Raw genomic sequence first — 22,794 nt, 5'->3', positions numbered from 1 at the left:
CTCCGAAGCATTCGAGGACGACACGGTCAGGGGCGACCGCTGAGCCTGGTGAACACTTCGAATGAGCATTGGCGACCTCACTAGTGCGACGAATGTTGCATTAGGATGATGCCAGATGATGTCCTGCCGATCAACCCGGGAACGACAATGAGCCCCGACGCCGAGAAGACAATGAGTCCTGACATCGAGAGTCCCGACACCCAGAGCCCTGCCGCCGCTAGACCTGACACCAAGAGCCCTGCCGCCACGAGCCCTCACACCAAGAGCCCTACCGCCACAAGTCCTCACACCGAGAGCCCCGCCGCCGTGAGCCCTGACACCGAGAGTTCTGCCGCCACGAGCTCTCCCTCCGAAAACCCCACCCCGCCGCAACCACGCCCGGGGGGCCGGACCGCCCGCATCCGCGACCAAGTCCTCGCCGCGGTCCACGCCGAACTGACCGAAAACGGCTACGACGCACTCACTGTCGACACTGTCGCGGCACGCGCGGGCGTACACCGCACCACCGTCTACCGCCGCTGGCGCGATGTCGGCGGCCTGATCGCCGACGTCTTCGCCGCGGCCCGAGACCTGGACTGGCACCCGGCTGACACCGGCTCCCTCCGCGGCGACCTCGCCCTGCTGAATCAGGAGATCCAGGACTCCTTCTCCGACGAATCATCGATCGCGACGGCGCTGATCGCGGTGTCCTTCCGCTCCGAGGACGCCGCCCAGGCACTGCGCCAACTCTGGGAGGACCGCTACACACAGTCCGAGATCGTCGTGACCCGCGCGATCGAGCGCGGCGAGATCCCACCCGAAACCGACGCGCGCGCAGTACTTATCGCCGCCACGGCACCGCTGTACCACCAACTGGTCCTGTTACGCACACCACCCGACTCCGGCCTCCCAGAGCGCGCGGCGGCCGCGGCGGCGGTGGCAGCAGCGGGTGGGGTGTTCGAATCGGCTGCGGGGGAAGGTAATACGACATAGTCACCTGGACCAGGCACATTCGATTCGAGTGGCCAGCCGAGACACAGCACCGTCCGATCGTGGTGAGAATCCGATGTCGTGGATGCCACAGATCCCCTCAGCCACCGAACGTCTACGCGTGGCACATCGAAGCCACGAGACCGACATCAATCGCTTGGCTCGAGCATTGCGCACCGCCGACGGAACCGTCGCCTCGGCTGCAGGGTAAGCCATCTCGCTACCCCAGTGAGAGCAGCTAACGTGATTCGTATGACTCGCTTCGTTGTGGGTTCGACTGTCCAGCGGCGAGAGGTACTGCACGGCGACGTATGGATGACGATGCCGGTTCAGGTCATCGCGGACGACGAGGTACTGGCCGTGTGGATCGTGGACGGCACGCCTTTCACCTTTCCACCACATCCGTTCGGTCCGCACCCGTGGTCCGACCGTGACCGATGGTCCGGCAGCAGCGTACTGCAGCCGTACCGGCCGACAGACGCATATTCCGTCTGGGCATTCTTCCACCATGGCCGCTTCGACCACTGGTACATCAACTTCGAAAGGCCTTACAGCCGCGGCGAAAACTACTTCGACACCGACGACCACGGTCTCGACATCGTCGTCGGAGACGGAACCTGGACGTGGAAAGACCGTGACGACGTAGCGAACCAGGTTGCCGGCGGCCGCATCACACAGGCAGAAGCCGACAGCGTGTGGCGGGAGGCTGATCGCGTCGCTTCCGCATTGAACCGCGGCGACTGCTGGTGGACTCCACGTTGGCAGGACTGGAAGCCCGAGCAGTAGCCGTCGCAAGGCTACGCGTATTCCTCATCCTCCTCTTCGTCCTCGTCCACTTCTTCGTCCTCATCCGACTCGTCGACCACATCTGCGTCCTCGATCCCGGCCATCGATGACCCGGTCAGTTCCTGGACCGGCTCGGCTTTCGCGGACACCACTGCCGCTGGCCGCTGTTTCCAGTGATCCGCGACGACTTTGGTCGCCCGTGCCATGATGTCGTGCGCGTCCTTCCGATTGACCAGACGCTGCTCCAGCAGTGCGTTCAGCATGTCCCGCGCAGTCTCGAAATCAAGTTGCTTCTGGTTCATCATGATCTGAATGACGTCGTTCACGTCATCCCTATTGGACGCCAAACGCAGCGCCAGCACGCCGAGTTCACCGGCTCGCAGCGTGTCCGCGTAGAAGTCCATCCGTTGCCGCTCCAGGCTGAACCGGTGGCGCTCCTCGAGCTCTGTGATCTCCTGCCCGAACGTAACGCTCTGCATCAGCACCGCATGTTCCGTCTCGTTCTCGTCCCGCTTCAGCTCGGCGTCGTGCATTTGGGCCCGGTGCTCCGCGTCGCGCCGTTCCACGTTTCGGAGATCGAGAGTGCGCTGCATGATGTGGCTTTCGGTTTCCAACTCCGGCGTGAGCCCCACCTGACAGCTCAGCAGGGTTATGCCGCACTGCATATCGACCGAACGACCGGCGAAATAGGCGTTGATGGACTGCTCGGCGGCGGCGAAGCAGTCGAACGCGAATTGTCGGCTCATCGAACGAAGTTGATGCTTGAGGTACGGCAGGTAGATCTGCTGACCATTGCTCACCCCATCTTGCACAGCCTGCACCGGATCGCCTATCCGCCATGACAGGTCGGCGGCGCACAGGAACTTGAAAACACCTTCCGCAGTGGGTAGCTCAAACCTCAGTGCGGCGTGGTGCACCGAAACATCCACCCAGAACACTCCGGTGGGCGGGCTGTGGAACCACTCGGACGCGGTCGGCCTCCGACGCACAAGCATCAGCTGACCACTACTGTCCAGGGACACCACGGCGGTGTGCCCACCCGGCGTCGGACGGGACTTGAGCCAGGATGCGCGTGTCGTGGTCTCCTCGTAGCGGATCAACGGTTTGGGATCCTCTGTTGTTTTCACGGCGATTCGTCCTCGGTGTCCTCAGAATCGAGCATTGTCAGCAGCTCCTTCACCGCATGCTCCGGTCCCTTGCGCTCCGCGGCCCAGTCCCGCAGGTACCGACGCAGGATCTCGGTGTCCTGAATGGCTTGGCCGAGATCGCTCAACAGCCTCCCCAGCGGTCCGCGCAGCTGGCGATCCTTCTCAGAAATCCGGACCCATCGTCGGATCTCCCGGTAGGCGGCGGGCAGGTAGTACGGTGCTTCCATCAGGCGTGCAAAGAGCGTGATGAGGTCGGGGCGGTGGTCAGCCGACTCATCGGCAAGCCAGATCATCACGGGCCAGGGCAGCGCTCCCCGAGGAGTATCGACCTCCAAGTCGAAGCTGAACCACAGCACGCACGAGAAGCCGGAACCTCGTAAGTTGAGCTCTTGCGATTCGGTCCATTGCAGCAACTCCGTAAGCACTCGGCCAGTCAGCTCGGTGACCTTGAAGAGCTGTAACATGCTGTAGCACACCGCATCCTGGATTTCCCACTGACCGCTGCGAGCGGCGCGACGCAGCATCTTGATGGCGCGATCCGGCATGGTCTGTCCGATTGTGCTGCCCAAGGCCGCGGCAGCAGTCACTCGCCGAGCCAACGGCTGATCCTTCCGAGACCAAGCCGTGAGCATCCGGGTGACCATCGGCGCAAGCTCCGGGTGCAGACTGGGGAACTGCAGCGCGCCGATAGCGGCGAGCCGATCGTGCCGGCGGCCACTGTCCGCCCAAGGTTCGATCACCAGCTGTCTCGCATGCTCGAACTCGAAGGTGGCCAGCAGGCCCACCGCGACCCCGACGTGCGTGCATACCCAGAGGTCGGGATCGTTGCCGAGCTCTCGCAACCATTCCCGGACCAGCTCGTGTGCGTCGTGATACTCCTGCCACACATGCTCGAGAATTCGACGGGGATACCGGTCGTCGACGAATCTCGCGGCCTGGACCCGGATCCGGCCGAACTCGGTGTCCTCGGTGGATTGGTACAATTCCGCCTGGACTTTGCGGAGCATCTCCGTGCTCCGCACACCGAACACCGGCCGCGCGGGTGTGTCCTCGTCATCGTCGTCTGATGCTTCTTCCTCGGCAATCCGCAGGGCCAGCATCCGGCTGGCGCGGGACACGATGTGTAGCGGCATCCTGTTGAACACCGCCAGAGCAATGGCGAAAGCTCGCGCCTCCGTGTCCAATTCATCGTCGAACCACTGCCGGAAACGGCTGTCGGCCGACGCTGAATGCCTGTTGACGACGTTGGCGATATCCAGTCGGCCAGCCACCACGTCGGCCAGTTCTGCGGCCAGTAGGGCGAGGTCCCGGGCCGGCAGCCGATCCTGTGCTGCGTAGGCCAGCAGAGGCGCCACCTCGGTGCGCTCGAGCAGCTCCTCGGCCTGCTCGTAGGGCAGGTGCACCAGCAGGTGTCTGCGCACCAGGTCTTTAGCGTCAGCTGGTTCGCCACCCTCGAGCAAAAATGGGTCTGCGTCGGCCGACAGCTCGGCCGTGCCGTCCAGCACGACGATCATTCGGCAGCTGTGTTCGGTCAACGTCCGGCTCAGTTCCTCGAGATGAAACAGATAGAGGGCCCTCGCCTGTTCGAACCCGAGCGACTCGAGCAGATATCCGGTTTTCGGAGTGAACTCGATCTCCAGCGATCGCAGCCGGACGTCCGGATTGAGTTTGTGCACGCCGGCCGCGCACTCCTCTGTCAGCGCACGGAGGGCCGCAGCCGTTCGTCCCCAACCGCGCGGGGCGCGCAGCAGTAGCAGTGGTTGCGCGCCGAGTCGGTGCCGCACCTCCTCGAATCGCGGCGGGGGCACGAAGGTGTTCTCGAGATGTTCGAGCAGTTTGGATGACACGGGTCCACTGGGCACGAGGCCCGAACCGGACGAGCTACGGTGCTGGTCACGGCCTACCAAAGTGCCGACCGACGCATCGCCGAGGATCACGGTATGTGCGCTGACCGACAGCCCTTGGAGGGAGGTGAGCGCATCGGACAAGGCATCGGCGGCCGTACGCGACTGGCGTCGGCGGGCCGGGTCCGCGGCGCGTTCGCGGGGGTCGTTGCTCTCGGTGGTGGGGTCGGCAGTGGGATCAGTAGCAACAGGGTCAGCAGCGGCGGGGTCAGCAGCAACAGGGTCAGCAGCGACGGGCTCGGCAACAACAGGTTCGCGCGAATCCGGGCCGTCCGGTGACGGCTCCTCGGGCTTCGACTCACTCATGCCGACCCGCCGAAATAGTCTCGCCCGACAATCCTGTGGGCTCGTACATCCCTCCCGACGACAATGTTGGCGGTGATGGCGTCGGACCCGATTACTCCCGCTTCAGGTTCGCCCCGATCGGCCCCCGCCGGCGCGGCTGCGCTACTCGGAAGCGGTGGGACCGAATAACCCGGTACGCGAATCCAGCCCGATATATTGCCCTCTTTGGTGCTGATTACCGCGTTTCGATACTCTGCGGAGGTCACCGTCGCGCGATAGTTATGGCGCACCACACCCTGGTACACGACATCCGAGACGACCACGACGCCGTGAGCTCGCGAAGCGTGCTTCAGGGTGTCTTTGACCACCCTTGCGCCGTTCATCCGGAACGTCGTGGTCAGCGCATCGCTCATCCAGCCGTGCTCGTCCATGTGCACGTAGCCCTCGTGGACCGCGATACGCACCCGCAACCAGTCCGGCGGATCGACTGTGTTGTTGTGCATCCGCACCCCGCCGAGAAGCCCCCCGACAAGCTGATCGAGGACATCCAGCACGGAAAGATCACATACGAGCATGACTCCGTCACCCCGATCCTCCTTTGCCACAACGCCTTCCACGCACGTGCTCGCTTCGTCCAATATTCGGTACAGTGTCGAGCGCATCGTTTCGAGCTCGATATTGCCTAGGTCACCTGAATTTTCGACATCCACAACGAGAAAGGACCGGTGCGTGGGCTCGTTCATTGTTCCTCCGTGACGCAGCGCGTTGCATCCTGTCTACAGTGGGCCGTCGGGTGCGTCTGCGTCCAAGTACACACTCGGAAGATGCTCGGCAATTTCCGCCAGTAGGTCGGGCCGCAGGAGTTCCACACGACGCCGCGCGGTCCGCACGGCGCCGAGGTCCCGCAGCCGTTTCAGCGCTTTGGCCACCGCTTCTCGGGATGCCCCGGCCGCATGAGCCAGTTCCACCTGCGACAGTGGCAAGGCGATGACCACCCGGTCAGCATCGGCTTGCCCGTAGCGTCCGGCGTAGTCGAGCAGCAGGCGCGCGATGCGCTCGCCCACCGTGTACGCGCCGTATTCCAGTCGCTGAATGTCGGCTTCTCGCAGACGGCTCACTACTAGCCGCAACATAGCGAATGCGGCCTTACCGTCGTTGATCAGCAACGCGCGGAACGTTTTTCCCGATACAACGATCGCGGTGACGTGCGACAGCGCCGTGACAGTCGCGGACCGCGTCCTGCCGTCGATCGCAGAGAACTCCCCCAGGAGATCTCCGGGCCCCCGGATAGCCAGCAGGACCTGTTTGCCACTCGACGCCGACGAGGTCACCTTCACCCGTCCGGATTCGATGACAACTACATGGTCGGACGGTTCACCCTCGTGCACGACCACAGATCCGGCACACCATTGTCGCCGTGCGCCGCCGGCAAGCAGAACTGTCCGGCTGAGCTGCGATGCCTCGTCGAGCTCCAACGTCTATCCCCCTGCATGCTGCGTTGAGTTATGGCGAACGTTCCCAGTGCCTATGGCAGAAGCGAAGTCGTCGAACTCACCGCCTATGATCGCGACTCACGCCTGGCCGCAGCAACTTTCACACACAGAATAGATAGGCACCCGGACTTCCGCTCTCACTTCCGCCGACGTTGGAAGACTTCCCCCCAATCATGATCGAAGCCGGTTTCAGCCATTTGATCTGTGACCCCTACATCACCCACGACGACAGGCTCCGTCACTTGATCATTGGCATACTCGCCCTCGGATTCCGGTGTGAAGCGGGAAGATACAGCAATTGCACAGCCCTGCCAGAACACCGCAGGAGACGATCACACCACTGTCCTGCCGAGCAACAGCGCGGTGAACCAGACCAGAAACACCACTAAGGTGATCGCGCTCCAGCGCAACGCCAAACCGAACCGCCGGTACTTGTGCTGCGCAATCTCAGCGAGCACAGCGGCCTGCCTCCACGCGTGATCGGCGAGCACCGGCACAGCGGGGCGCGCACTCAACTCGGCAGGGAAGGTCGGGAAACAGAACCAGTTTCCGGCGCCGGCACCTCGTAGACTGGGTCGCAACGTGACGGCGAGGTAGCCCATACACACAATCAGAAGCATCTCGAGCACGGTTGCCATCGAGCTCATCACCACGTTCATCGGTCTGCGACCGGCGGTCACCAACCCCATCAGAGCGAACCCGTTTGCCGTCAGTAACAGCCCGAGCTTGGTGTCGGCCGCAACGATAACGCGGCTGAACTCGGAAATGGTGCGAAGTGCCGAGTCCAGGTCATCGGCAGGGCCAAGCTGTTTCGTGCGAATCATCATGCAACCAGCTGACCACCGCCCGGAAAGGACCTCGATGTACTACGACACACAACAAGCCGGCCGGTTCCGCCGGCTAACACAACGCCCCCCAGCTTCTGGCGGTTGTGTTGCCCCCGTCTCGTCGTACGGGAAGGGCCGGGCGGCCGTCTTGACGATCGAGAGAACCATCGCGCCAGACGAATCACCGAGTGGCGCTGAGGATCTCGCAGCACAGGAGCGCGGTCAACGTGATTCGTCTGCCATTCTTGGCCGCAGTGAGCGTTCTGGTGATCAGAATGTGGGTCCAGAACAGCGACGGCAGGTGTGCCGAAGCCAGGTGGCCGCGGTACGGGCGACCCATCCCGCCACGATGCCCCAGTACACGCCGACGAGCCCCCCAATCGGCGACCGCAGTGAACGCCCAGACGGCAGGCAGGGTGACGGCGGTGACCGAGAACAGCGAGGCATACATGACGCCTTTGGTGTCGCCCGCGGCGCGCAACTCCGCGGCGTAGACGGTGCCGATCGCCATGATCGGGGCGAGCAGCGGCAGTGCCCACGCCACCGAGCGCGCTGCCGCGGTCACTGCCGGATCGCCGCTGAACAGTCCGAACATCAGCGGCGACGCCGCTGCCAGGCACAAGGACATCGTGCACGACGTGACGAGGACGAGTACCGTACCGGCGCGGACAACAGCGCGGTACCCGGTGGGATCGGCGGCGCCGAGGCGTTGGCCGGCCAGCACCGAGATCGCCGTTCCGATGCCGAACACGAACATCCACACCAGCGAGATCGCCGTCCCCATCGCCCGATGCGCGGCCAGGTTCACCGCCCCCGCACCGGCCACCACGGCCGCGACCACCGCGTCGCCGCCATAGCTGACCATCCCGAATACCACGTCCGGCACCGCCAGCCTCCTCCAGGCGCGTAGTCCCTTCCGGTCGGGAGCCAAGAGTGGTCTGCGGATCTCTGCGACCGACCGCGTCGCGGCGATCAGCGTGGCAGTACCAGCGGCTAGCGCGAGCGTCGAACCCAGCGCGGACCCGACCGGCCCGAGGTCCGCCGGGAAGATCAGGATCGCCGACAGAATCAGGTTCACCACAGCCACCTCCACCGCGTTTCGGGCCCCGGCACGGGTGTCCCCAGTCCCGGCGAGCGCACCGCGCAGGTGCGCTGTCACAGCGTTGAACGGCAACCCGCACAACAGAATCCACAGCATGACCGTGGCCTCACCACGGTCGAGACCGGCCGCGGCGGTGTACACGACAACCGCCGGTGCCGCCGCCGCGGCCACCAGCGCAACCGCTGCGCCGATCAACGCGGAACTGAGCAGTCCGGCCCGCAGCAACGCACCGATCGCCTCGGTGTCCCCGGCTCCGTACCAGCGAGCCACAAGGAGTTGGGTGGCTGATCCGAAGGGCACCACCAGCGCGGTGCAGAAAATCCACAGCGGCATCACCAACGCAGCGGCTCCGAGCGCCTCAGTGCCGTAGTGTCCGAGCAGAGCGGTATCGGTCACTCCGAGCACCACCGTCGTGGCCGAGGTCAATACCACCGGCACCGCGAGTTCCGCCACCTGGCGCATCCCACTCGCCAAGCCGATTTCCACTGCCGCGCTGCTGGTTTGACGTACTGGATTATGCGGCCCCATGGACAGACCCTAGTGAGACCCCATCGGCAACTCCCCCACCGGATGCACTCGGCGAATCCGCACACTTCGGGAGGAGTCCGTACCGAACTCGATGATGTGCCCCACAGTGGTGCCCGAACTCGCGACTATGAGCATCGCGGTAGCCCTGAAACCTGAACGAGAGGCCGACGTATGGGCAGGATCGAATACTACTACGACCCACAGGCGCCGAAGCCGAATTCCCTTGTGGTGGCCTGCAATCTGCTGGTGACCGATGAACACGGATCGATCCTCCTGCAGCGCCGCCGCGACACCGGTCAATGGGCGCTGCCCGGCGGCGCGATGGACCTGGGTGAGACACCCGCCGAGTGCGCCATCCGCGAATGCGCCGAGGAGACCGGCATTACGGCCGAGATCACGGGATTCCTTGGGGTGTACAGCAATCCGAACCACATCGTCGTCTACACCGACGGCGAAGTGCGCCAGCAGTACGAGAACACCTATATCGGACGGCCGGTGTCCGGCGAGCCGACGATCAACGACGAGGCCGATGGAGTCACCTTTGTAGCACCGAAAGATCTGGACGACTACGACATTCACGCGAGCATGCGTCAACAGATCGGGGACTTCCTGTCCGGGAACTACCCCTATCTCGGCTGAACTGCCAGCGCCCGCTCGAGGCGGGCCGCAGTCGCCATGATCTCGGGCTCGGCTCGACGCTCACGATAACAGTTCTTCGATCGTGGACCCCATAGGTAACGGACAGACGTAGGCACGGACTACCGGGCGCAGGGGCGAGTGTGATAAGGATTTGTGAACAATCCTAGGTGTCGCCAACAGTGAGAATAGTCGTCCGGATGTGATTGCTTAGAGGGTTCGGGAGCCGCTTCTGATGTTCGGCCGAGTTCGGCGGTGACAGAAGACAATCAGGGCGTTTGTGGTCACGGTGGTGGACATTTACAGGATGCCCGGCCGGACAAAGTTCGAGACGGCAAGTACCCCTTGGCGGTATAAAGGCATTTTCGAAAGTGCCTGCGCCCCAACGCAGCTCATGAAACGGGTTAAGTGCGGTTGACAAGGGCATCGGCAAACATCAGGATGCTGCCGTGCAAAAAGAAAATTTCGTATGGAAACCTTTCGTTTCGAAGATTGTGGCCGTTGCGGCCTTCGCGGCGGCCGGGCTCGGCGTCGCGACCGGCACCGCGTCGGGAAAAGAAGGCGTAGACGATTGCATCTCCTACTCATACGAGGACGGCATCGCACATACCAAGGTCTATTACCACAATCGCTGCAATACGACGCAGCCCGTCACGATCTATCCGGCGGAGAACGGGTGCGGAAACTGGTCGACCAACCTCGCCCCCGACGAGAAGGGTAACCACGAGTCCGAATTCAACTGCGGAGTGTCGGGCGTGAGCAACGTAGCCGGCTGACCGCGCACAATCCATCACCTCGGCCACCCGGGCCGCCTGCGCTTGCCGCAATCGGACTCCGACAGTCCCTCGGAATTCTCCAGCGTTTGGCACGCGACGGTTCGGGCGGCCTCCGCACAGGCTCCGAAACACATTCCACGACAGGACATTTCGCTAGCACGAGACCGGACGTCCGCAGTACGATCCTACGAACCGGAACAAGAGCAGAGCACCGTCAGCCACCTGAATGGAACTCGGTTGCACCGTCCCGCTGTCACGCGTTGAGTCGAGGTCATGACGATGCTGACAGTGCCACTACTGGAGGGCGAGCAAGTTCGGTTGCGTCCCTTCGCCGACACCGACGCGAACAGCGTCGTCGAGGCGGGACTGGACCCGACGATTCCACAGAACACCACCGTGGTCGCACACGGCGACCACAACGATGCCCTCGCCTTCATCCAGCGCCAGCATCAACGAGCAATCACCGGCGAGGGATGGTCGTTCGCAATCACCAACCCGGAAACCGACACCGCCGTGGGGCATATCGGACTGTGGCGACGAAACATCGACCACGGCAGAGCCTCGATCGGATACTGGATCCTCCAATGCCACCGACGCCACGGATACGCCACCCGAGCACTGTGCGCACTCAGCTCATGGGCGGCGACGCACGACGACATCTCACGGCTCGAACTGTTCGTAGAGCCTATGAACGAGGGATCGTGGCGAGCGGCCGAATCAGCCGGATATCAACGAGAAGGCCTGCTGCGGCGATGGCAGAAGGTTGATGGTCAGCCCCGCGACATGTACATCTACGCACGCCTGCCCTGATCCAGCGAGAGCAGCCGGATCCCTCGGCCCGGCTTGTGCTGCCCGTTGGCACACTGTGGGCACACCGGCCCCCGAATCGTTCCCCCAGACAGTCATCCCGATTCGAAAAGGCACCTCTGACCTGCAGAAACAAAGTGGGCGCAGAGGGGTTCGAACCCCCGACCGCTGGTGTGTAAAACCAGTGCTCTACCACTGAGCTATACGCCCGAGCCCACCGCGGAAACCCGGGAGGGCACAGATGCTGCGGCGCCGGGGTGGCGGGCGCAGCGATCTACGAATCTAATGCAGCGAGCGCTTTCTCCCAAGCTGCCTGGTCACGGGGCTCGCCGGGGCCGTTCATTTCCGCGAAGCGGATGATGCCGTCCTTGTCGACGACAAAGGTGCCGCGGTTGGGGAAGCCGGATTTGTCGTTGAAGACGCCGTAGGACTGGGCTACGGCGCCGTGCGGCCAGAAGTCCGACAGCAGGGGGAAGGTGTAGCCCTGCTCCGCCGCCCAGATCTTGTGCGTGGGCGGCGGACCGACCGAGATCGCGAGGATCTCGGCGTTGTCATTCTGGAATTTGGGCAGCTCGTCACGCACCTTGCACAGTTCGCCCTGGCAGATGCCGGTGAACGCCAGCGGATAGAACACGATCAGGACGTTCTTGTGCCCGCGGTAGTCCGCCAGGCACACGTCCTGGTTGTTCTGGTCCTTCAGCGTGAAATCCGGTGCGACCGTGCCCTCTTCGAGCGGCATGCGCTGTCCTCCTGTGATCGATGGCCGCGCGCGAGCACGACTGCCACAGCAGACAGCACAGCTCGCGAGCGGCACGGTCCCACTCGGGTCACAACCCTAGTCGAGCGATCGGTCAGCGCTGTTTCGAGGGCGTCTTGGGCTGCATGAGCTTGGTCCCGGTCCACACCCCCAGGCTGACCGGCGTGGTGGACGTCAGACCCGCGGTCGGCGCCGACTCGGCGATCTCGCTCGGGTCCACGTGGCCGGGCCGGCCCGTCTTGGGGGTGAGCACCCAGATGACACCGTCGTCGGACAGCGGGCCGATCGCATCCATCAGCTCGTCGGCCAGGTCGCCGTCCCCGTCCCGCCACCACAGCACGACGGCGTCGACCACCTCATCGGTGTCCTCATCGACCATCTCGGAGCCGATTACCTCCTCGATGTCCGACCGCAGGCCGTCGTCGGTGTCCTCATCCCAGCCCAGCTCTTGAACCACCATTCCGTGTGAAATGCCAAGCTTCTGAGCGTTGTTCTGCGCGTCCGCCGCGGCGACCACGGTGGTGTCCTCCTCAACTGCCGACAATAGATAGTTGCAAGCGAACATGGTTATCGGCCGCAGCGCAAGCCGATCCGCCCATTTGGTCTCCGAAATGTCGCGTAAACAGGCGCCACCCGGAGGCCCGGAGCTGCGGCGAATCCCGGTCGACGGCATGTCGAAGACCGGACGGGACATCCGGGAGCGCCGCGGCCTCAGCGCGCCGGGCAGGCATCGCGCACCGCGGCGAACGCGTCGTTGACCTTCTTGCTGGCGTCGTTGAGCGGTCCGACGGGCGCGGTGTAGGTCATCTTTCGGGCCTCACCCGCCAGCTCCCGCGCCGCCACCGCGTAGGCGGTGAACTTCTGCGCCAGGTCGGCCGGTAGCGCCGTGCCCGACGACTGCATCCGGGTCTCCACGGAGTGTGCGGCGTCCTCCCAGGTCTGCGCGGAGGTGTCGCGCTTGGCGTCCTGGTCCGGTGCGTTGGCGTCGTGGGCGTCGACGAACTCGTTGTACTTGGTCGTCGCCGCTCCGGCCATATCGCGGAACGGGCTGCAGTTCTCGCTGACGGCCTTCGCCTCCGACGCGGCCTTCTGCGAGGAGGTCGCCGCCGCCGAGGACGACGCCATCTCGGTCCGGAACGCGGATGCGTCCGCCTGATTCACGGTCGCGGTACCGTGGATTGAGCTGGAGCATCCGGCCACCACTAGTCCCGTGCCGACCGCCACGGTCGCGCACGCCAATCCGAACCCACGTGGGTTCAGCAGTTTCATCGTCCTCCCCGCTTCTCGATCCCTCGGCGGTGGTTCATCTGGGGCGTACGCGGTGCCCGGCGGGGCCGGCACAGACATCGCGGTCGCCTGGAGAACGGTACTGGATTTCCGGCTGACATGATGACCTGGGACGCATCATCGACAAGGATGTGAGATGCGCCCCACGTGAGCGAGCGCAGCGAGCGAACCATCAACGCTGCGCGCCTCGCGTGCGGTGTCACCGAGCGCCAGCGAGGTGACACCGAACGCGTGACGGGATAGCCGCCATCCGCGGCTACCCGGGGTTAGAGCCATCCGCTTGTCCACCCCTGTACGAGGAGCTTTGATTTTGACAGATCTGATGCACCCGATGTCATCGAGTTCCAACGCCAACAGCGCCCCCACCGGCGCGGAGTCGGCAAGCACACGACCGGCCGGGGCTCGTGTGCGCGTGATCCGCGAGGGGGTGGCGTCCTACCTACCGGATATCGATCCGGAGGAGACCAGCGAGTGGCTGGAGTCCTTCGACGAGATGCTCGACCGCGAGGGTCCGGGCCGCGCGCGCTACCTGATGCTGCGCCTGCTCGAGCGCGCCGGTGAGCGCCACGTCGCGATCCCGTCGCTGACCTCGACCGACTACGTGAACACGATCCCCACCGAGAACGAGCCCTGGTTCCCCGGCGACGAAGAGGTCGAGCGCCGCTTCCGCGCCTGGATCCGCTGGAACGCCGCGGTCATGGTGCACCGCGCCCAGCGGCCGGGTATCGGTGTGGGCGGCCACATTTCGACCTACGCGTCCTCCGCGGCGATGTACGAGGTCGGCTTCAACCACTTCTTCCGCGGCAAGGACCACTCCGGCGGCGGCGACCAGATCTTCATCCAGGGTCACGCCTCCCCCGGCATCTACGCCCGCGCGTACCTCGAGGGCCGCCTCGGCGAGGATCAGCTCGACGGGTTCCGCCAGGAGTACAGCCACGGCGGCCCGGGGCACGGGCTGTCGTCGTACCCGCACCCGCGCCTGATGCCCGACTTCTGGGAATTCCCCACGGTCTCCATGGGTCTGGGCCCGATGAACGCCATCTACCAGGCCCGGTTCAACCACTACCTGCACGACCGCGGCATCAAGGACACCTCCGATCAGCACGTGTGGGCGTTCCTCGGCGACGGCGAGATGGACGAGCCCGAATCGCGCGGCCTGATCCAGGTGGCGGCCAACGAGGGCCTGGACAACCTGACCTTCGTCATCAACTGCAACCTGCAGCGTCTCGACGGCCCGGTGCGCGGCAACGGCAAGATCATCCAGGAGCTGGAGTCGTTCTTCCGCGGCGCGGGCTGGAACGTCATCAAGGTCATCTGGGGTCGCGAGTGGGACACGCTGCTGAGCGCGGACCGCGACGGCGCCCTGGTGAACCTGATGAACTCCACCCCCGACGGCGATTACCAGACCTACAAGGCCAACGACGGCGCCTACGTCCGCGAGCACTTCTTCGGCCGCGACCCGCGCACCAAGGAACTGGTGAAAGGCCTGTCGGACCAGCAGATCTGGAACCTCAAGCGCGGCGGCCACGACTACCGCAAGATCTACGCGGCCTACGCGGCGGCGCTGGCGCACCAGGGCCAGCCGACGGTGATCCTGGCCAAGACCATCAAGGGCTACGGCCTGGGCAAGCACTTCGAGGCCCGCAACGCCACGCACCAGATGAAGAAGATGACGCTGGACGACCTGAAGGCGTTCCGCGACGTGCAGCGCATCCCGATCACCGACGAGCAGCTCGAGGCCGACCCCTACCTGCCGCCCTACTACCATCCCGGCAAGGAGGATCCGGCCATCCAGTACATGCTGGACCGCCGCCGCACCCTGGGCGGTTTCGTGCCCGAGCGGCGCGCGGCGGCAAAGCCTCTGCAACTGCCCGGCGACGAGGCCTACCGCTCGGTCCGCAAGGGCTCGGGCAAGCAGAACGTCGCGACCACGATGGCGTTCGTGCGGCTGATGAAGGAGCTGTTGCGCGACAAGGAGATCGGTAAGCGGATCGTCCCGATCATCCCCGACGAGGCCCGCACCTTCGGCATGGACTCGTGGTTCCCTTCGTTGAAGATCTACAACCGCAACGGCCAGTTGTACACATCGGTCGACGCGGAATTGATGCTTGCCTACAAAGAAAGTCAAGTGGGGCAGATCCTGCACGAGGGCATCAACGAGGCCGGATCGACCGCCTCGTTCACCGCGGCGGGCACCGCCTACGCCACGCACGGCGAGCCGATGATCCCGCTGTACATCTTCTACTCGATGTTCGGCTTCCAGCGGACGGGCGACGGACTGTGGGCCGCGGCGGATCAGCTGACGCGCGGATTCGTCCTCGGAGCAACCGCTGGGCGAACCACGCTGACCGGTGAGGGCCTGCAGCACAACGACGGTCACTCGCTGCTGCTGGCGTCGACTAATCCGGCTGCGGTCGCCTATGACCCGGCGTTCTCGTTCGAGATCGCCCACATCGTGCGCGACGGCCTGCGTCGGATGTACGGCGGCGGGCAGCCGGAGCCCGGGGCGCTGCCCGGCACCCACCCGCACAAGGACGACGACGCGTTCGGCGGCGAGAACGTCTTCTACTACATCACCATGTACAACGAGCCCTACCCGCAGCCGGCCGAGCCGGACGACCTCGATATCGAGGGCCTGCTGAAGGGCATCTACCTGTACAAGCGCGGCGGCGCGGGCGATGTCCGGGCCCAGATCCTGGTGTCGGGCGTGACCGTGCCCGACGGCCTGCGGGCGCAGGAACTGCTCGCCTCGGAGTGGGGTGTGCAGGCCGATGTGTGGTCGGTGACCTCCTACAGCGAGCTGCGAAAAGAGGCCGTGGCCAAGGAGATCGCCGCGCTGCGCCATACGGGCACCGATCCCGGCGTTCCCTATGTGACGCAGGTGCTGTCGCAGGCGGAGGGCCCGTTCGTCGCCGCCTCGGACTGGATGCGCTCGGTCCAGGACCAGATCCGCAAGTGGGTCCCGGGCGACTACGTCACCCTCGGCACCGACGGCTTCGGCTTCTCCGATACCCGTCCCGCCGCGCGCCGGGTGTTCAACGTCGACGCCCAGTCGATCGTGGTCGCGGCCCTGCAGGCGCTGGCCCGCGCGGGAAAGATCGACGCCGCCAAGGTCACCGAGGCCGCGTCGCGCTACCGCATCGACGACGTGAACGCCGCCGAGGTGTCGACGAGCACCGAGGAACAACTGGCGTGAGCCGCTTCCCGTCGTCCCGGCATCGGTCCCCGGGTCCGGGGCGACGGGCGCTCGCGGACACTCCGGGACGGTGAGCTGTCACGGACGCGCCAGCACAACAGAATCACCAGGTCAGGCCGCGCCGCGAACCCCTCGACGGCACACCGACGGGACCAGGGGATGCGGGGCCGACGCCCCCGCAGGAGAGTATTGAGCAGTGGATCGTAAACCGCCGCGGCCGCGCCGGGTCTCCGACACCTCGTCCGAGCATGAGGTATACCTCCCGACCGGCGCGCTCTCGCCGTACCAGCAGACCCGCGACCCGCTCCCGGACACCCTGCTCAAGCGGGTGAAGCAGTTCTCCGGACGGCTGTCGACCGAGGCGATCGCGTCGATGGAGGACCGGCTGCCGTTCTTCGGCGACCTGGACGCCGCGCAGCGGGCCGGTGTCCAGATGCTGGTGCAGACCGCCGTGGTGAATTTCCTGGAGTGGCTGCAGGATCCGGAGAGCGATATCCGATTCAGCCTCGACGCCTTCCAGGTCATCCCGCAGGATCTCGCCAGGCGGCTGACGCTGCGCCAGACCGTCGACATGGTCCGGGTGGCCATGGAGTTCTTCGAGCAGTGGCTGCCCGCGCTGGCCCGCAACGACCGGCAGCTGGTCGCGCTGACCGAGGCGGTGCTGCGCTACGGCCGCGAGCTCGGTTTCGCGGCCGCCTCGGTGTACGCCAGCGCCGCCGAATCGCGCGGCGCCTGGGACACGAGGCTGGAGGCCCTGGTCGTCGACGCCGTTGTGCGCGGCGACACCGGCCCCGAAATGCTCTCCCGGGCGGCCACATTGAACTGGGACGCCACCGCTCCGGCGACGGTGCTGGTGGGCACGCCACCCAAGGACCAGGTCGCGGTGGTGGGATCGGTGCACACCCTCGCCGCCCGGCACGGCCATGCGGCGTTGGCGGTTGTACAGGGCTCGCGGTTGGTGATGGTGGTCAGCGGGCACCTGGGCGATACCGCCTACCCGTCGCCGCTGCTGGCCGACCTGCTCGCCGAGGCCTTCTCCGACGGTCCGGTGGTGATCGGGCCGACCACCCGCACGCTGTCGGCCGCGCACGTCAGCGCGATCGAGGCGATGGCCGGCATGGAGGCGGTGGTGGGCTGGCGCGGGGCGCCGCGGCCGGTGCACGCGTCCGAACTTCTGCCCGAACGGGCCCTGCTCGGCGATCGAGCTGCGGTCGACGCTCTCAACGAGTATCTTGTGCTACCGTTGGCCGCCGCCGGGTCGGCCTTGGCCGACACCCTGGATGCCTATCTGGATTGCGGTGGAGCCGTCGAGACCTGCGCCCGCCAGCTGTTCGTTCATCCAAATACGGTGCGCTATCGGCTGAAGCGGATCGCCGACATCACGGGCCGGGATCCGATGAATCCCCGTGATGCCTACGTGCTCCGGATTGCCGCCACAGTAGGTCGTCTGACACGAACTCGTAACGAATCGCCAACTTCCGCCCCAGAGGCCTCCCCCGCCACCTTTTACGAAGATGGGATGTAACGGCTCCGGCGAATCGGTCGATCCCGACATCCCACGTGCCGTTTTGTGGGGTCCACACAAAAGCTGCCGACAAGCTTCATTCGCGTCGACATCTCCGCGGAGGGCTCACACGGTGTTTTGTAGAGACGTGATCGCGTTGTACGCCCCTGGACAGGGCTCTCAGACACCCGGCATGCTCGCGCCTTGGCTCGATCTTCCCGGCGCGCGTGACCGTCTCGAACTGTGGTCCAAGGCCTCCGGCCTGGATCTGGTGCAGCTGGGCACCACCGCTACGGCGGACGACATCAAGGACACGGCGGTGACCCAGCCGCTCGTTGTCGCCGCGGCGCTGCTCGCGTTCGCGGAAATCTCGGAGAACACGGTTCCGGCGGACACCATCGTCGCCGGACATTCGGTCGGCGAGTTCGCCGCCGCGGCCGTCGCGGGGGTCATCTCCCCCGACGAGGCCGTGACACTGGCCGCCATCCGCGGTGCGGAGATGGCCAAGGCGTGCGCGCTGGAACCGACCGGCATGTCCGCAGTGCTCGGCGGTGACGAGGCCGCCGTGCTCGACCGCCTCGCCGAACTCGACCTGATTCCGGCCAACCGCAATGCGGCCGGGCAGATCGTGGCGGCGGGCCGGCTGGACGCACTGGCGGAACTGGCGGCGAACCCGCCGGAGAAGGCGCGCATCCGCGCGCTGCCCGTCGCCGGGGCCTTCCATACCGCGTTCATGGCACCGGCCCAGGACGCTGTGACGGAGGCCATTGCGCAGATAACTGTGAGCGAGCCGACCCGGACCCTACTGTCGAACTACGACGGTAAGCCGGTCACCTCGGGCAAAGACGCCATCGAGAAGCTCGCGGCACAGGTGACCCGGCCCGTCCGGTGGGATCTGTGCACCGAAACCGTCCGCGCGGCAGGGGTTTCCGGAGTGGCCGAGCTGCCACCCGCCGGGACCCTGGTCGGCATCGCCAAGCGGGAGCTCAAGGGCACCCCGAATCTGGCGCTGAAGACCCCCGAGGACATCCCCGCGTTGGCCGATCTGCTGGCTAACGGATAGCTTTCCACGCGGCACGCAACGACGCAGGCCGTGACGAGGCGGAAGAAACGATCATTCGCCTCGTTCCGAAGAAGAACACAGACCGAAGAAACACTCGAAACCCTAGAGAGTAACAAGAAGGGAGCCACGAAGTGGCCGCTCTGACCCAGGAACAGATCGTCGAAGAGCTCGGCAAGATCATCGAAGAGGTGACCGGCATCGAGCCCTCCGAGGTGACCATCGAGAAGTCCTTCGTCGACGACCTGGACATCGACTCGCTGTCGATGGTCGAGATCGCCGTGCAGACCGAGGACAAGTACGGCGTGAAGATCCCGGACGAGGATCTGGCGAGCCTGAAGACCGTCGGCGACGCCGTCGGTTACATCCAGAAGCTCGAGGCCGAGAACGCCGAGGCGGCCGAGGAGCTCAAGGCCAAGTTCGGCCAGGGCGAGTAAAGGGCCCGATACCGTGACCACTCCTTCCACCTTGAACGGGAACTTTCCCAACGTCGTCGTAACGAGCCTGGCGGCGACCACGTCGATCGCGGGCGACGTCGATGCGACGTGGAAGGGACTCCTCAACGGCGAGAGCGGTATCGACGTTCTCGAGGATTCCTTCGTCGAGGAATACGACCTTCCGGTCCGCATCGGCGGACATCTGAAGGTGCGTCCGGAGACCCTGCTCAGCCGGGTCGAATGCCGTCGCATGGCGTACGTGGAGCAGCTCGCGACCGTCCTCGGTCGCGAGGTGTGGCGCAACGCCGGATCTCCCGAGGTCGACCCCGAGCGGCTCGGTGTGGCGATCGGCACCGGCCTCGGTGGCGGCGACGCGCTCATCGACTCGGTCGACAAGCTGAAGAACGGCGGCTATCGCAAGATTTCGCCGCTGGCAGTTCAGATGGTCATGCCGAACGGGCCGTCCGCCGTGGTGGGTCTGGAATTGCAGGCCCGGGCGGGAGTGGTCACGCCGGTATCGGCGTGTTCGTCGGGATCGGAGGCCATCGCGAACGCGTGGCGGATGATCGTGATGGGCGACGCCGACATGGTCGTCACCGGTGGCGTCGAGGGTTATATCGACGCCGTGCCGATCGCCGCGTTCTCGATGATGCGCGCGATGAGCACCCGCAACGACGATCCGAAGGGCGCCTCGCGTCCCTTCGACTCCGCTCGCGACGGCTTCGTCTTCGGCGAGGCCGGTGCACTCATGGTCGTCGAGACCGAGGAGCACGCCAAGGCGCGCGGGGCCACCATCCACGCCCGCCTGATGGGCGCGGGTATCACCTCGGACGGCTTCCATCTGGTCGCCCCCGCCCCCGACGGCAAGGGTGCTGCCCGGGCCATGACGCGGGCCATGCAGACCGCCGGTCTGACCAAGCAGGACGTCACGCACGTCAACGCGCACGCGACCGCGACGCCGATCGGTGACACCGCCGAGGCGAACGCGATCAACCTGGCCGTCGGCAGCCACGCCTCGGTCTATGCGCCCAAATCCGCCCTGGGCCATTCGATCGGCGCCGTCGGCGCCCTCGAGTCGGTGCTCACCGTGCTCAGCATCCGCGACGGCATCGTGCCGCCCACGCTGAACCTCGAAAACCAGGACCCGGAGATCGACCTCGATGTCGTGCGCGGCGAGGCCCGCCGCCAGGAGATCGAGTACGCGATCAACAACTCGTTCGGTTTCGGTGGGCACAATGTCGCGCTCGCCTTCGGCCGGTACTGACACTCTCGGACCGGTTCTCTACACAGCGATCCCGGTGGGGCTTTCGGCAATCCGCGAAAGCCCCACCGGGACAACGACTTCTGTAGCCGCGTCAGCGACTCCACACCCCCTCGAGGAGAGAACGCGATGACCACCATGGCCCCCGCCCAGGCGGACGCCACGACCGATCCCCGTGATCCGCTGGGTCGGTTGCAGCGCTTCTTCGATCCAGGAACCGTGCTCCCGCTGCACCCCCGCGACAAGTCCGGTGTGCTGGCCGCCATCGGCGAGGTCGACGGTGTGCGCACCGTCGCGTACTGCTCGGACGCCACCGTGATGGGCGGCGCCATGGGCGTCGAGGGCTGCAGGCACATCGTCGACGCCATCGATACCGCCATCGACTCCAAGATCCCCGTCGTCGGCATCTGGCACTCCGGCGGCGCCCGCCTGGCCGAGGGTGTCGAGGCGCTGCACGCGGTCGGCCTGGTCTTCGAGGCCATGGTTCGCGCGTCGGGCCTGATCCCCCAGATTTCCGTGGTGGTCGGCTTCGCCGCCGGCGGCGCCGCGTACGGTCCCGCCCTCACCGATATCGTCATCATGGCGCCGGAGGGCCGCGTCTTCGTCACCGGCCCCGACGTGGTGCGCTCGGTGACCGGCGAGAACGTCGACATGGCCACCCTGGGCGGCCCGGAGACGCACGGCAAGAAGTCCGGTGTGTGCCACGTCGTCGCGAACGACGAGGACGACGCGATGAACCGCGGCCGCAAGCTGGTGTCGATGTTCGCCGAGCAGGGCGAATTCGACATGCTCGCCGCCGCGCACGGCGATGTCGACCTCAAGGCCATGCTGCCGGAGTCGGCCAAGCGCGCCTACGACGTGAAGCCGGTCATCCACGAGCTGCTCGACAACGTCGACGGCGAATCCTCCTTCGAGGAGCTGCAGGGCGGCTACGCGCGCAGCATCGTCACCGGACTGGGCCGCCTGGCCGGGCGCACGGTCGGCGTGCTGGCGAACAACCCGCTGCGCATGGGCGGCTGCCTCACCTCCGAAAGTGCCGAGAAGGCAGCGCGTTTCGTGCGGCTGTGCAACTCCTTCGGCATTCCGATCGTGGTCGTCACCGACGTGCCCGGCTACCTGCCCGGTGTCGGCATGGAGTGGGAGGGCGTGGTGCGCCGCGGCGCCAAGCTGCTGCACGCCTTCGCCGAGGCCCGGGTTCCGCGCGTCACGCTGGTGACCCGCAAGATCTACGGCGGCGCCTATATCGCCATGAACGCCCGCTCGCTGGGCGCGACCGCGGTGTACGCGTGGCCGGAGGCCGAGGTCGCCGTCATGGGCGCCAAGGCCGCCGTCGGCATCCTGCACAAGAAGGCCATCGCCAAGGCTCCGGAGGAGGAGCGCGAGGCGCTGCTCGAGCGGCTGACCGCCGAGCACGAGGCCATCGCGGGCGGCGTCGGCCGCGCGCTGGCGATCGGCGTCGTCGACGAGGTCATCGACCCCGCCAAGACCCGCTCCACCATCGCCGCGGCGCTCGCCTCGGCACCGGCGCGGGCCAGCCACAACAAGAACATCCCGCTGTAATCTGTCGTGCTGTGGGGGCGGGCGGTCCGATCGGGCAGCCCGCCCCTCTTCATGTCCGACTCCTCTTGTCCTGCTGGCACTTCCGGCCTGTGGACAGATTGCACGCTGTGGACAACTCCCGTTTGCAGGGACCTCGTTGGTCACCTTCGCCGCGTAGGCTGCCTGTCATCGCACGCTACGGCACACGAGGGGGATTTCATGTCATCGCTGGAGCAACAACTCGCCGCCACCCGGGCCGAACTCGCCGCCACGCAGCGGGAACTCACGCAGACCCGGGACGATGTGCAGCGCATCCTCGACGACTACGTGCTCATGCAGTACGAGCAGATCGACATGCGGCACGAGGTCATCGAGCTGCGGTACCTCGTGGACGAGAAGCTGAAGGTGATGGCGGAGGAACTGCGCCTGCTGCGCGACGGGGAGAGCCCGCCCGAGACGTGATGCGCGACGGGCCGACGGGTGATCGCGGTT

At 65.6% G+C, this 22,794-nt stretch carries 21 protein-coding genes and 1 tRNA gene; 12 read left to right on the top strand and 10 right to left on the bottom strand.

What is annotated here, in order from left to right; translation table 11 throughout:
• Positions 1 to 306: 306 nt before the first annotated feature.
• Both NM1_RS08450 and NM1_RS08445 read left to right on the top strand, forming a co-directional pair.
• Complete coding sequence (locus NM1_RS08450) at positions 307 to 972, top strand: TetR/AcrR family transcriptional regulator (protein WP_068016140.1); 666 nt, start codon at positions 307 to 309, stop codon at positions 970 to 972.
• A gap of 249 nt (positions 973 to 1,221) precedes the next feature.
• A complete protein-coding gene (locus tag NM1_RS08445) occupies positions 1,222 to 1,755 on the top strand; it encodes a ribonuclease FAU-1 family protein (protein ID WP_068016137.1) in 534 nt (177 codons plus the stop codon).
• A gap of 11 nt (positions 1,756 to 1,766) precedes the next feature.
• Here NM1_RS08445 and NM1_RS08440 read toward each other — a convergent pair whose 3' ends face one another.
• The 6 genes from NM1_RS08440 to NM1_RS08405 form a co-directional block, all read right to left on the bottom strand.
• Positions 1,767 to 2,882: a hypothetical protein gene (locus NM1_RS08440; protein ID WP_157123871.1), complete on the bottom strand. Its 1,116-nt coding sequence runs from the start codon at positions 2,880 to 2,882 to the stop codon at positions 1,767 to 1,769.
• Entirely contained in the window at positions 2,879 to 5,113 is a 2,235-nt protein-coding gene (locus NM1_RS08435; RefSeq protein ID WP_157123870.1) for a hypothetical protein, read from the bottom strand. Before NM1_RS08435 ends, NM1_RS08440 begins: the two co-directional genes overlap by 4 nt.
• Positions 5,110 to 5,835, bottom strand: a complete 726-nt coding sequence (locus NM1_RS08425; RefSeq protein WP_147288838.1) for a hypothetical protein — start codon at positions 5,833 to 5,835, stop codon at positions 5,110 to 5,112. The genes NM1_RS08435 and NM1_RS08425 overlap by 4 nt, the downstream gene beginning before the upstream one ends.
• A gap of 33 nt (positions 5,836 to 5,868) precedes the next feature.
• On the bottom strand, positions 5,869 to 6,567 hold the full coding sequence (locus NM1_RS08415) for a Crp/Fnr family transcriptional regulator (protein WP_068016118.1): 699 nt from the start codon (positions 6,565 to 6,567) through the stop codon (positions 5,869 to 5,871).
• A 350-nt stretch (positions 6,568 to 6,917) separates the two neighbouring features.
• Entirely contained in the window at positions 6,918 to 7,412 is a 495-nt protein-coding gene (locus NM1_RS08410; RefSeq protein WP_068016116.1) for a Pycsar system effector family protein, read from the bottom strand.
• Between the two features lie 181 nt (positions 7,413 to 7,593).
• Complete coding sequence (locus tag NM1_RS08405) at positions 7,594 to 8,988, bottom strand: MATE family efflux transporter (RefSeq protein ID WP_169814218.1); 1,395 nt, start codon at positions 8,986 to 8,988, stop codon at positions 7,594 to 7,596.
• A gap of 225 nt (positions 8,989 to 9,213) precedes the next feature.
• On the opposite strand from NM1_RS08405, the gene NM1_RS08400 reads away from it, so the two are divergent.
• The 3 genes from NM1_RS08400 (at position 9,214) to NM1_RS08390 (ending at position 11,264) form a co-directional block, all read left to right on the top strand.
• Positions 9,214 to 9,681, top strand: a complete 468-nt coding sequence (locus NM1_RS08400; RefSeq protein WP_068016109.1) for an NUDIX hydrolase — start codon at positions 9,214 to 9,216, stop codon at positions 9,679 to 9,681.
• Between the two features lie 446 nt (positions 9,682 to 10,127).
• Positions 10,128 to 10,454, top strand: a complete 327-nt coding sequence (locus tag NM1_RS08395; RefSeq protein ID WP_147288839.1) for a hypothetical protein — start codon at positions 10,128 to 10,130, stop codon at positions 10,452 to 10,454.
• A 273-nt stretch (positions 10,455 to 10,727) separates the two neighbouring features.
• A complete protein-coding gene (locus NM1_RS08390; protein ID WP_068016103.1) occupies positions 10,728 to 11,264 on the top strand; it encodes a GNAT family N-acetyltransferase in 537 nt (178 codons plus the stop codon).
• Positions 11,265 to 11,399: 135 nt separating this feature from the next.
• Here the strand turns inward: NM1_RS08390 and NM1_RS08385 are convergent.
• From NM1_RS08385 to NM1_RS08370, 4 genes are all read right to left on the bottom strand, one after another.
• Positions 11,400 to 11,471: transfer RNA gene (locus NM1_RS08385), tRNA-Val, on the bottom strand.
• 64 nt (positions 11,472 to 11,535) lie between these two features.
• Positions 11,536 to 12,000, bottom strand: a complete 465-nt coding sequence (locus NM1_RS08380) for a peroxiredoxin (protein WP_068016100.1) — start codon at positions 11,998 to 12,000, stop codon at positions 11,536 to 11,538.
• Between the two features lie 112 nt (positions 12,001 to 12,112).
• Complete coding sequence (locus NM1_RS08375) at positions 12,113 to 12,535, bottom strand: DUF3052 domain-containing protein (protein WP_084519289.1); 423 nt, start codon at positions 12,533 to 12,535, stop codon at positions 12,113 to 12,115.
• A gap of 194 nt (positions 12,536 to 12,729) precedes the next feature.
• Positions 12,730 to 13,179, bottom strand: coding sequence for an Rv2240c family protein (locus NM1_RS08370; protein ID WP_246010795.1), 450 nt, complete (start codon positions 13,177 to 13,179; stop codon positions 12,730 to 12,732).
• 448 nt (positions 13,180 to 13,627) lie between these two features.
• Between NM1_RS08370 and aceE the strand changes: the two genes are divergently transcribed.
• From aceE to NM1_RS08335, 7 genes are all read left to right on the top strand, one after another.
• Entirely contained in the window at positions 13,628 to 16,501 is a 2,874-nt protein-coding gene (aceE, locus tag NM1_RS08365; protein ID WP_174556853.1) for a pyruvate dehydrogenase (acetyl-transferring), homodimeric type, read from the top strand.
• A 196-nt stretch (positions 16,502 to 16,697) separates the two neighbouring features.
• Positions 16,698 to 18,026, top strand: coding sequence for a PucR family transcriptional regulator (locus NM1_RS08360; RefSeq protein WP_068016085.1), 1,329 nt, complete (start codon positions 16,698 to 16,700; stop codon positions 18,024 to 18,026).
• Between the two features lie 127 nt (positions 18,027 to 18,153).
• A complete protein-coding gene (locus NM1_RS08355) occupies positions 18,154 to 19,068 on the top strand; it encodes an ACP S-malonyltransferase (RefSeq protein ID WP_084519277.1) in 915 nt (304 codons plus the stop codon).
• 131 nt (positions 19,069 to 19,199) lie between these two features.
• Positions 19,200 to 19,502 carry a meromycolate extension acyl carrier protein AcpM gene (acpM, locus tag NM1_RS08350; RefSeq protein WP_068016080.1) on the top strand — a complete coding sequence of 101 codons (303 nt, stop codon included), beginning with the start codon at positions 19,200 to 19,202 and terminating at the stop codon, positions 19,500 to 19,502.
• A gap of 13 nt (positions 19,503 to 19,515) precedes the next feature.
• Positions 19,516 to 20,766 carry a KasA/KasB family beta-ketoacyl-ACP synthase gene (locus NM1_RS08345; RefSeq protein ID WP_068016076.1) on the top strand — a complete coding sequence of 417 codons (1,251 nt, stop codon included), beginning with the start codon at positions 19,516 to 19,518 and terminating at the stop codon, positions 20,764 to 20,766.
• Positions 20,767 to 20,892: 126 nt separating this feature from the next.
• The gene (locus NM1_RS08340; RefSeq protein WP_068016074.1) at positions 20,893 to 22,323 is read left to right on the top strand and encodes an acyl-CoA carboxylase subunit beta; all 1,431 of its coding nucleotides are present in this window, start codon (positions 20,893 to 20,895) and stop codon (positions 22,321 to 22,323) included.
• 198 nt (positions 22,324 to 22,521) lie between these two features.
• Positions 22,522 to 22,764 carry a hypothetical protein gene (locus tag NM1_RS08335; protein ID WP_068016071.1) on the top strand — a complete coding sequence of 81 codons (243 nt, stop codon included), beginning with the start codon at positions 22,522 to 22,524 and terminating at the stop codon, positions 22,762 to 22,764.
• Positions 22,765 to 22,794 lie beyond the last annotated feature (30 nt).

This window comes from Nocardia mexicana NBRC 108244, from assembly GCF_001613165.1.
GTDB classification, from domain to species: domain Bacteria; phylum Actinomycetota; class Actinomycetes; order Mycobacteriales; family Mycobacteriaceae; genus Nocardia; species Nocardia mexicana.
This window is presented reverse-complemented; position numbering and strand designations above follow the sequence as displayed.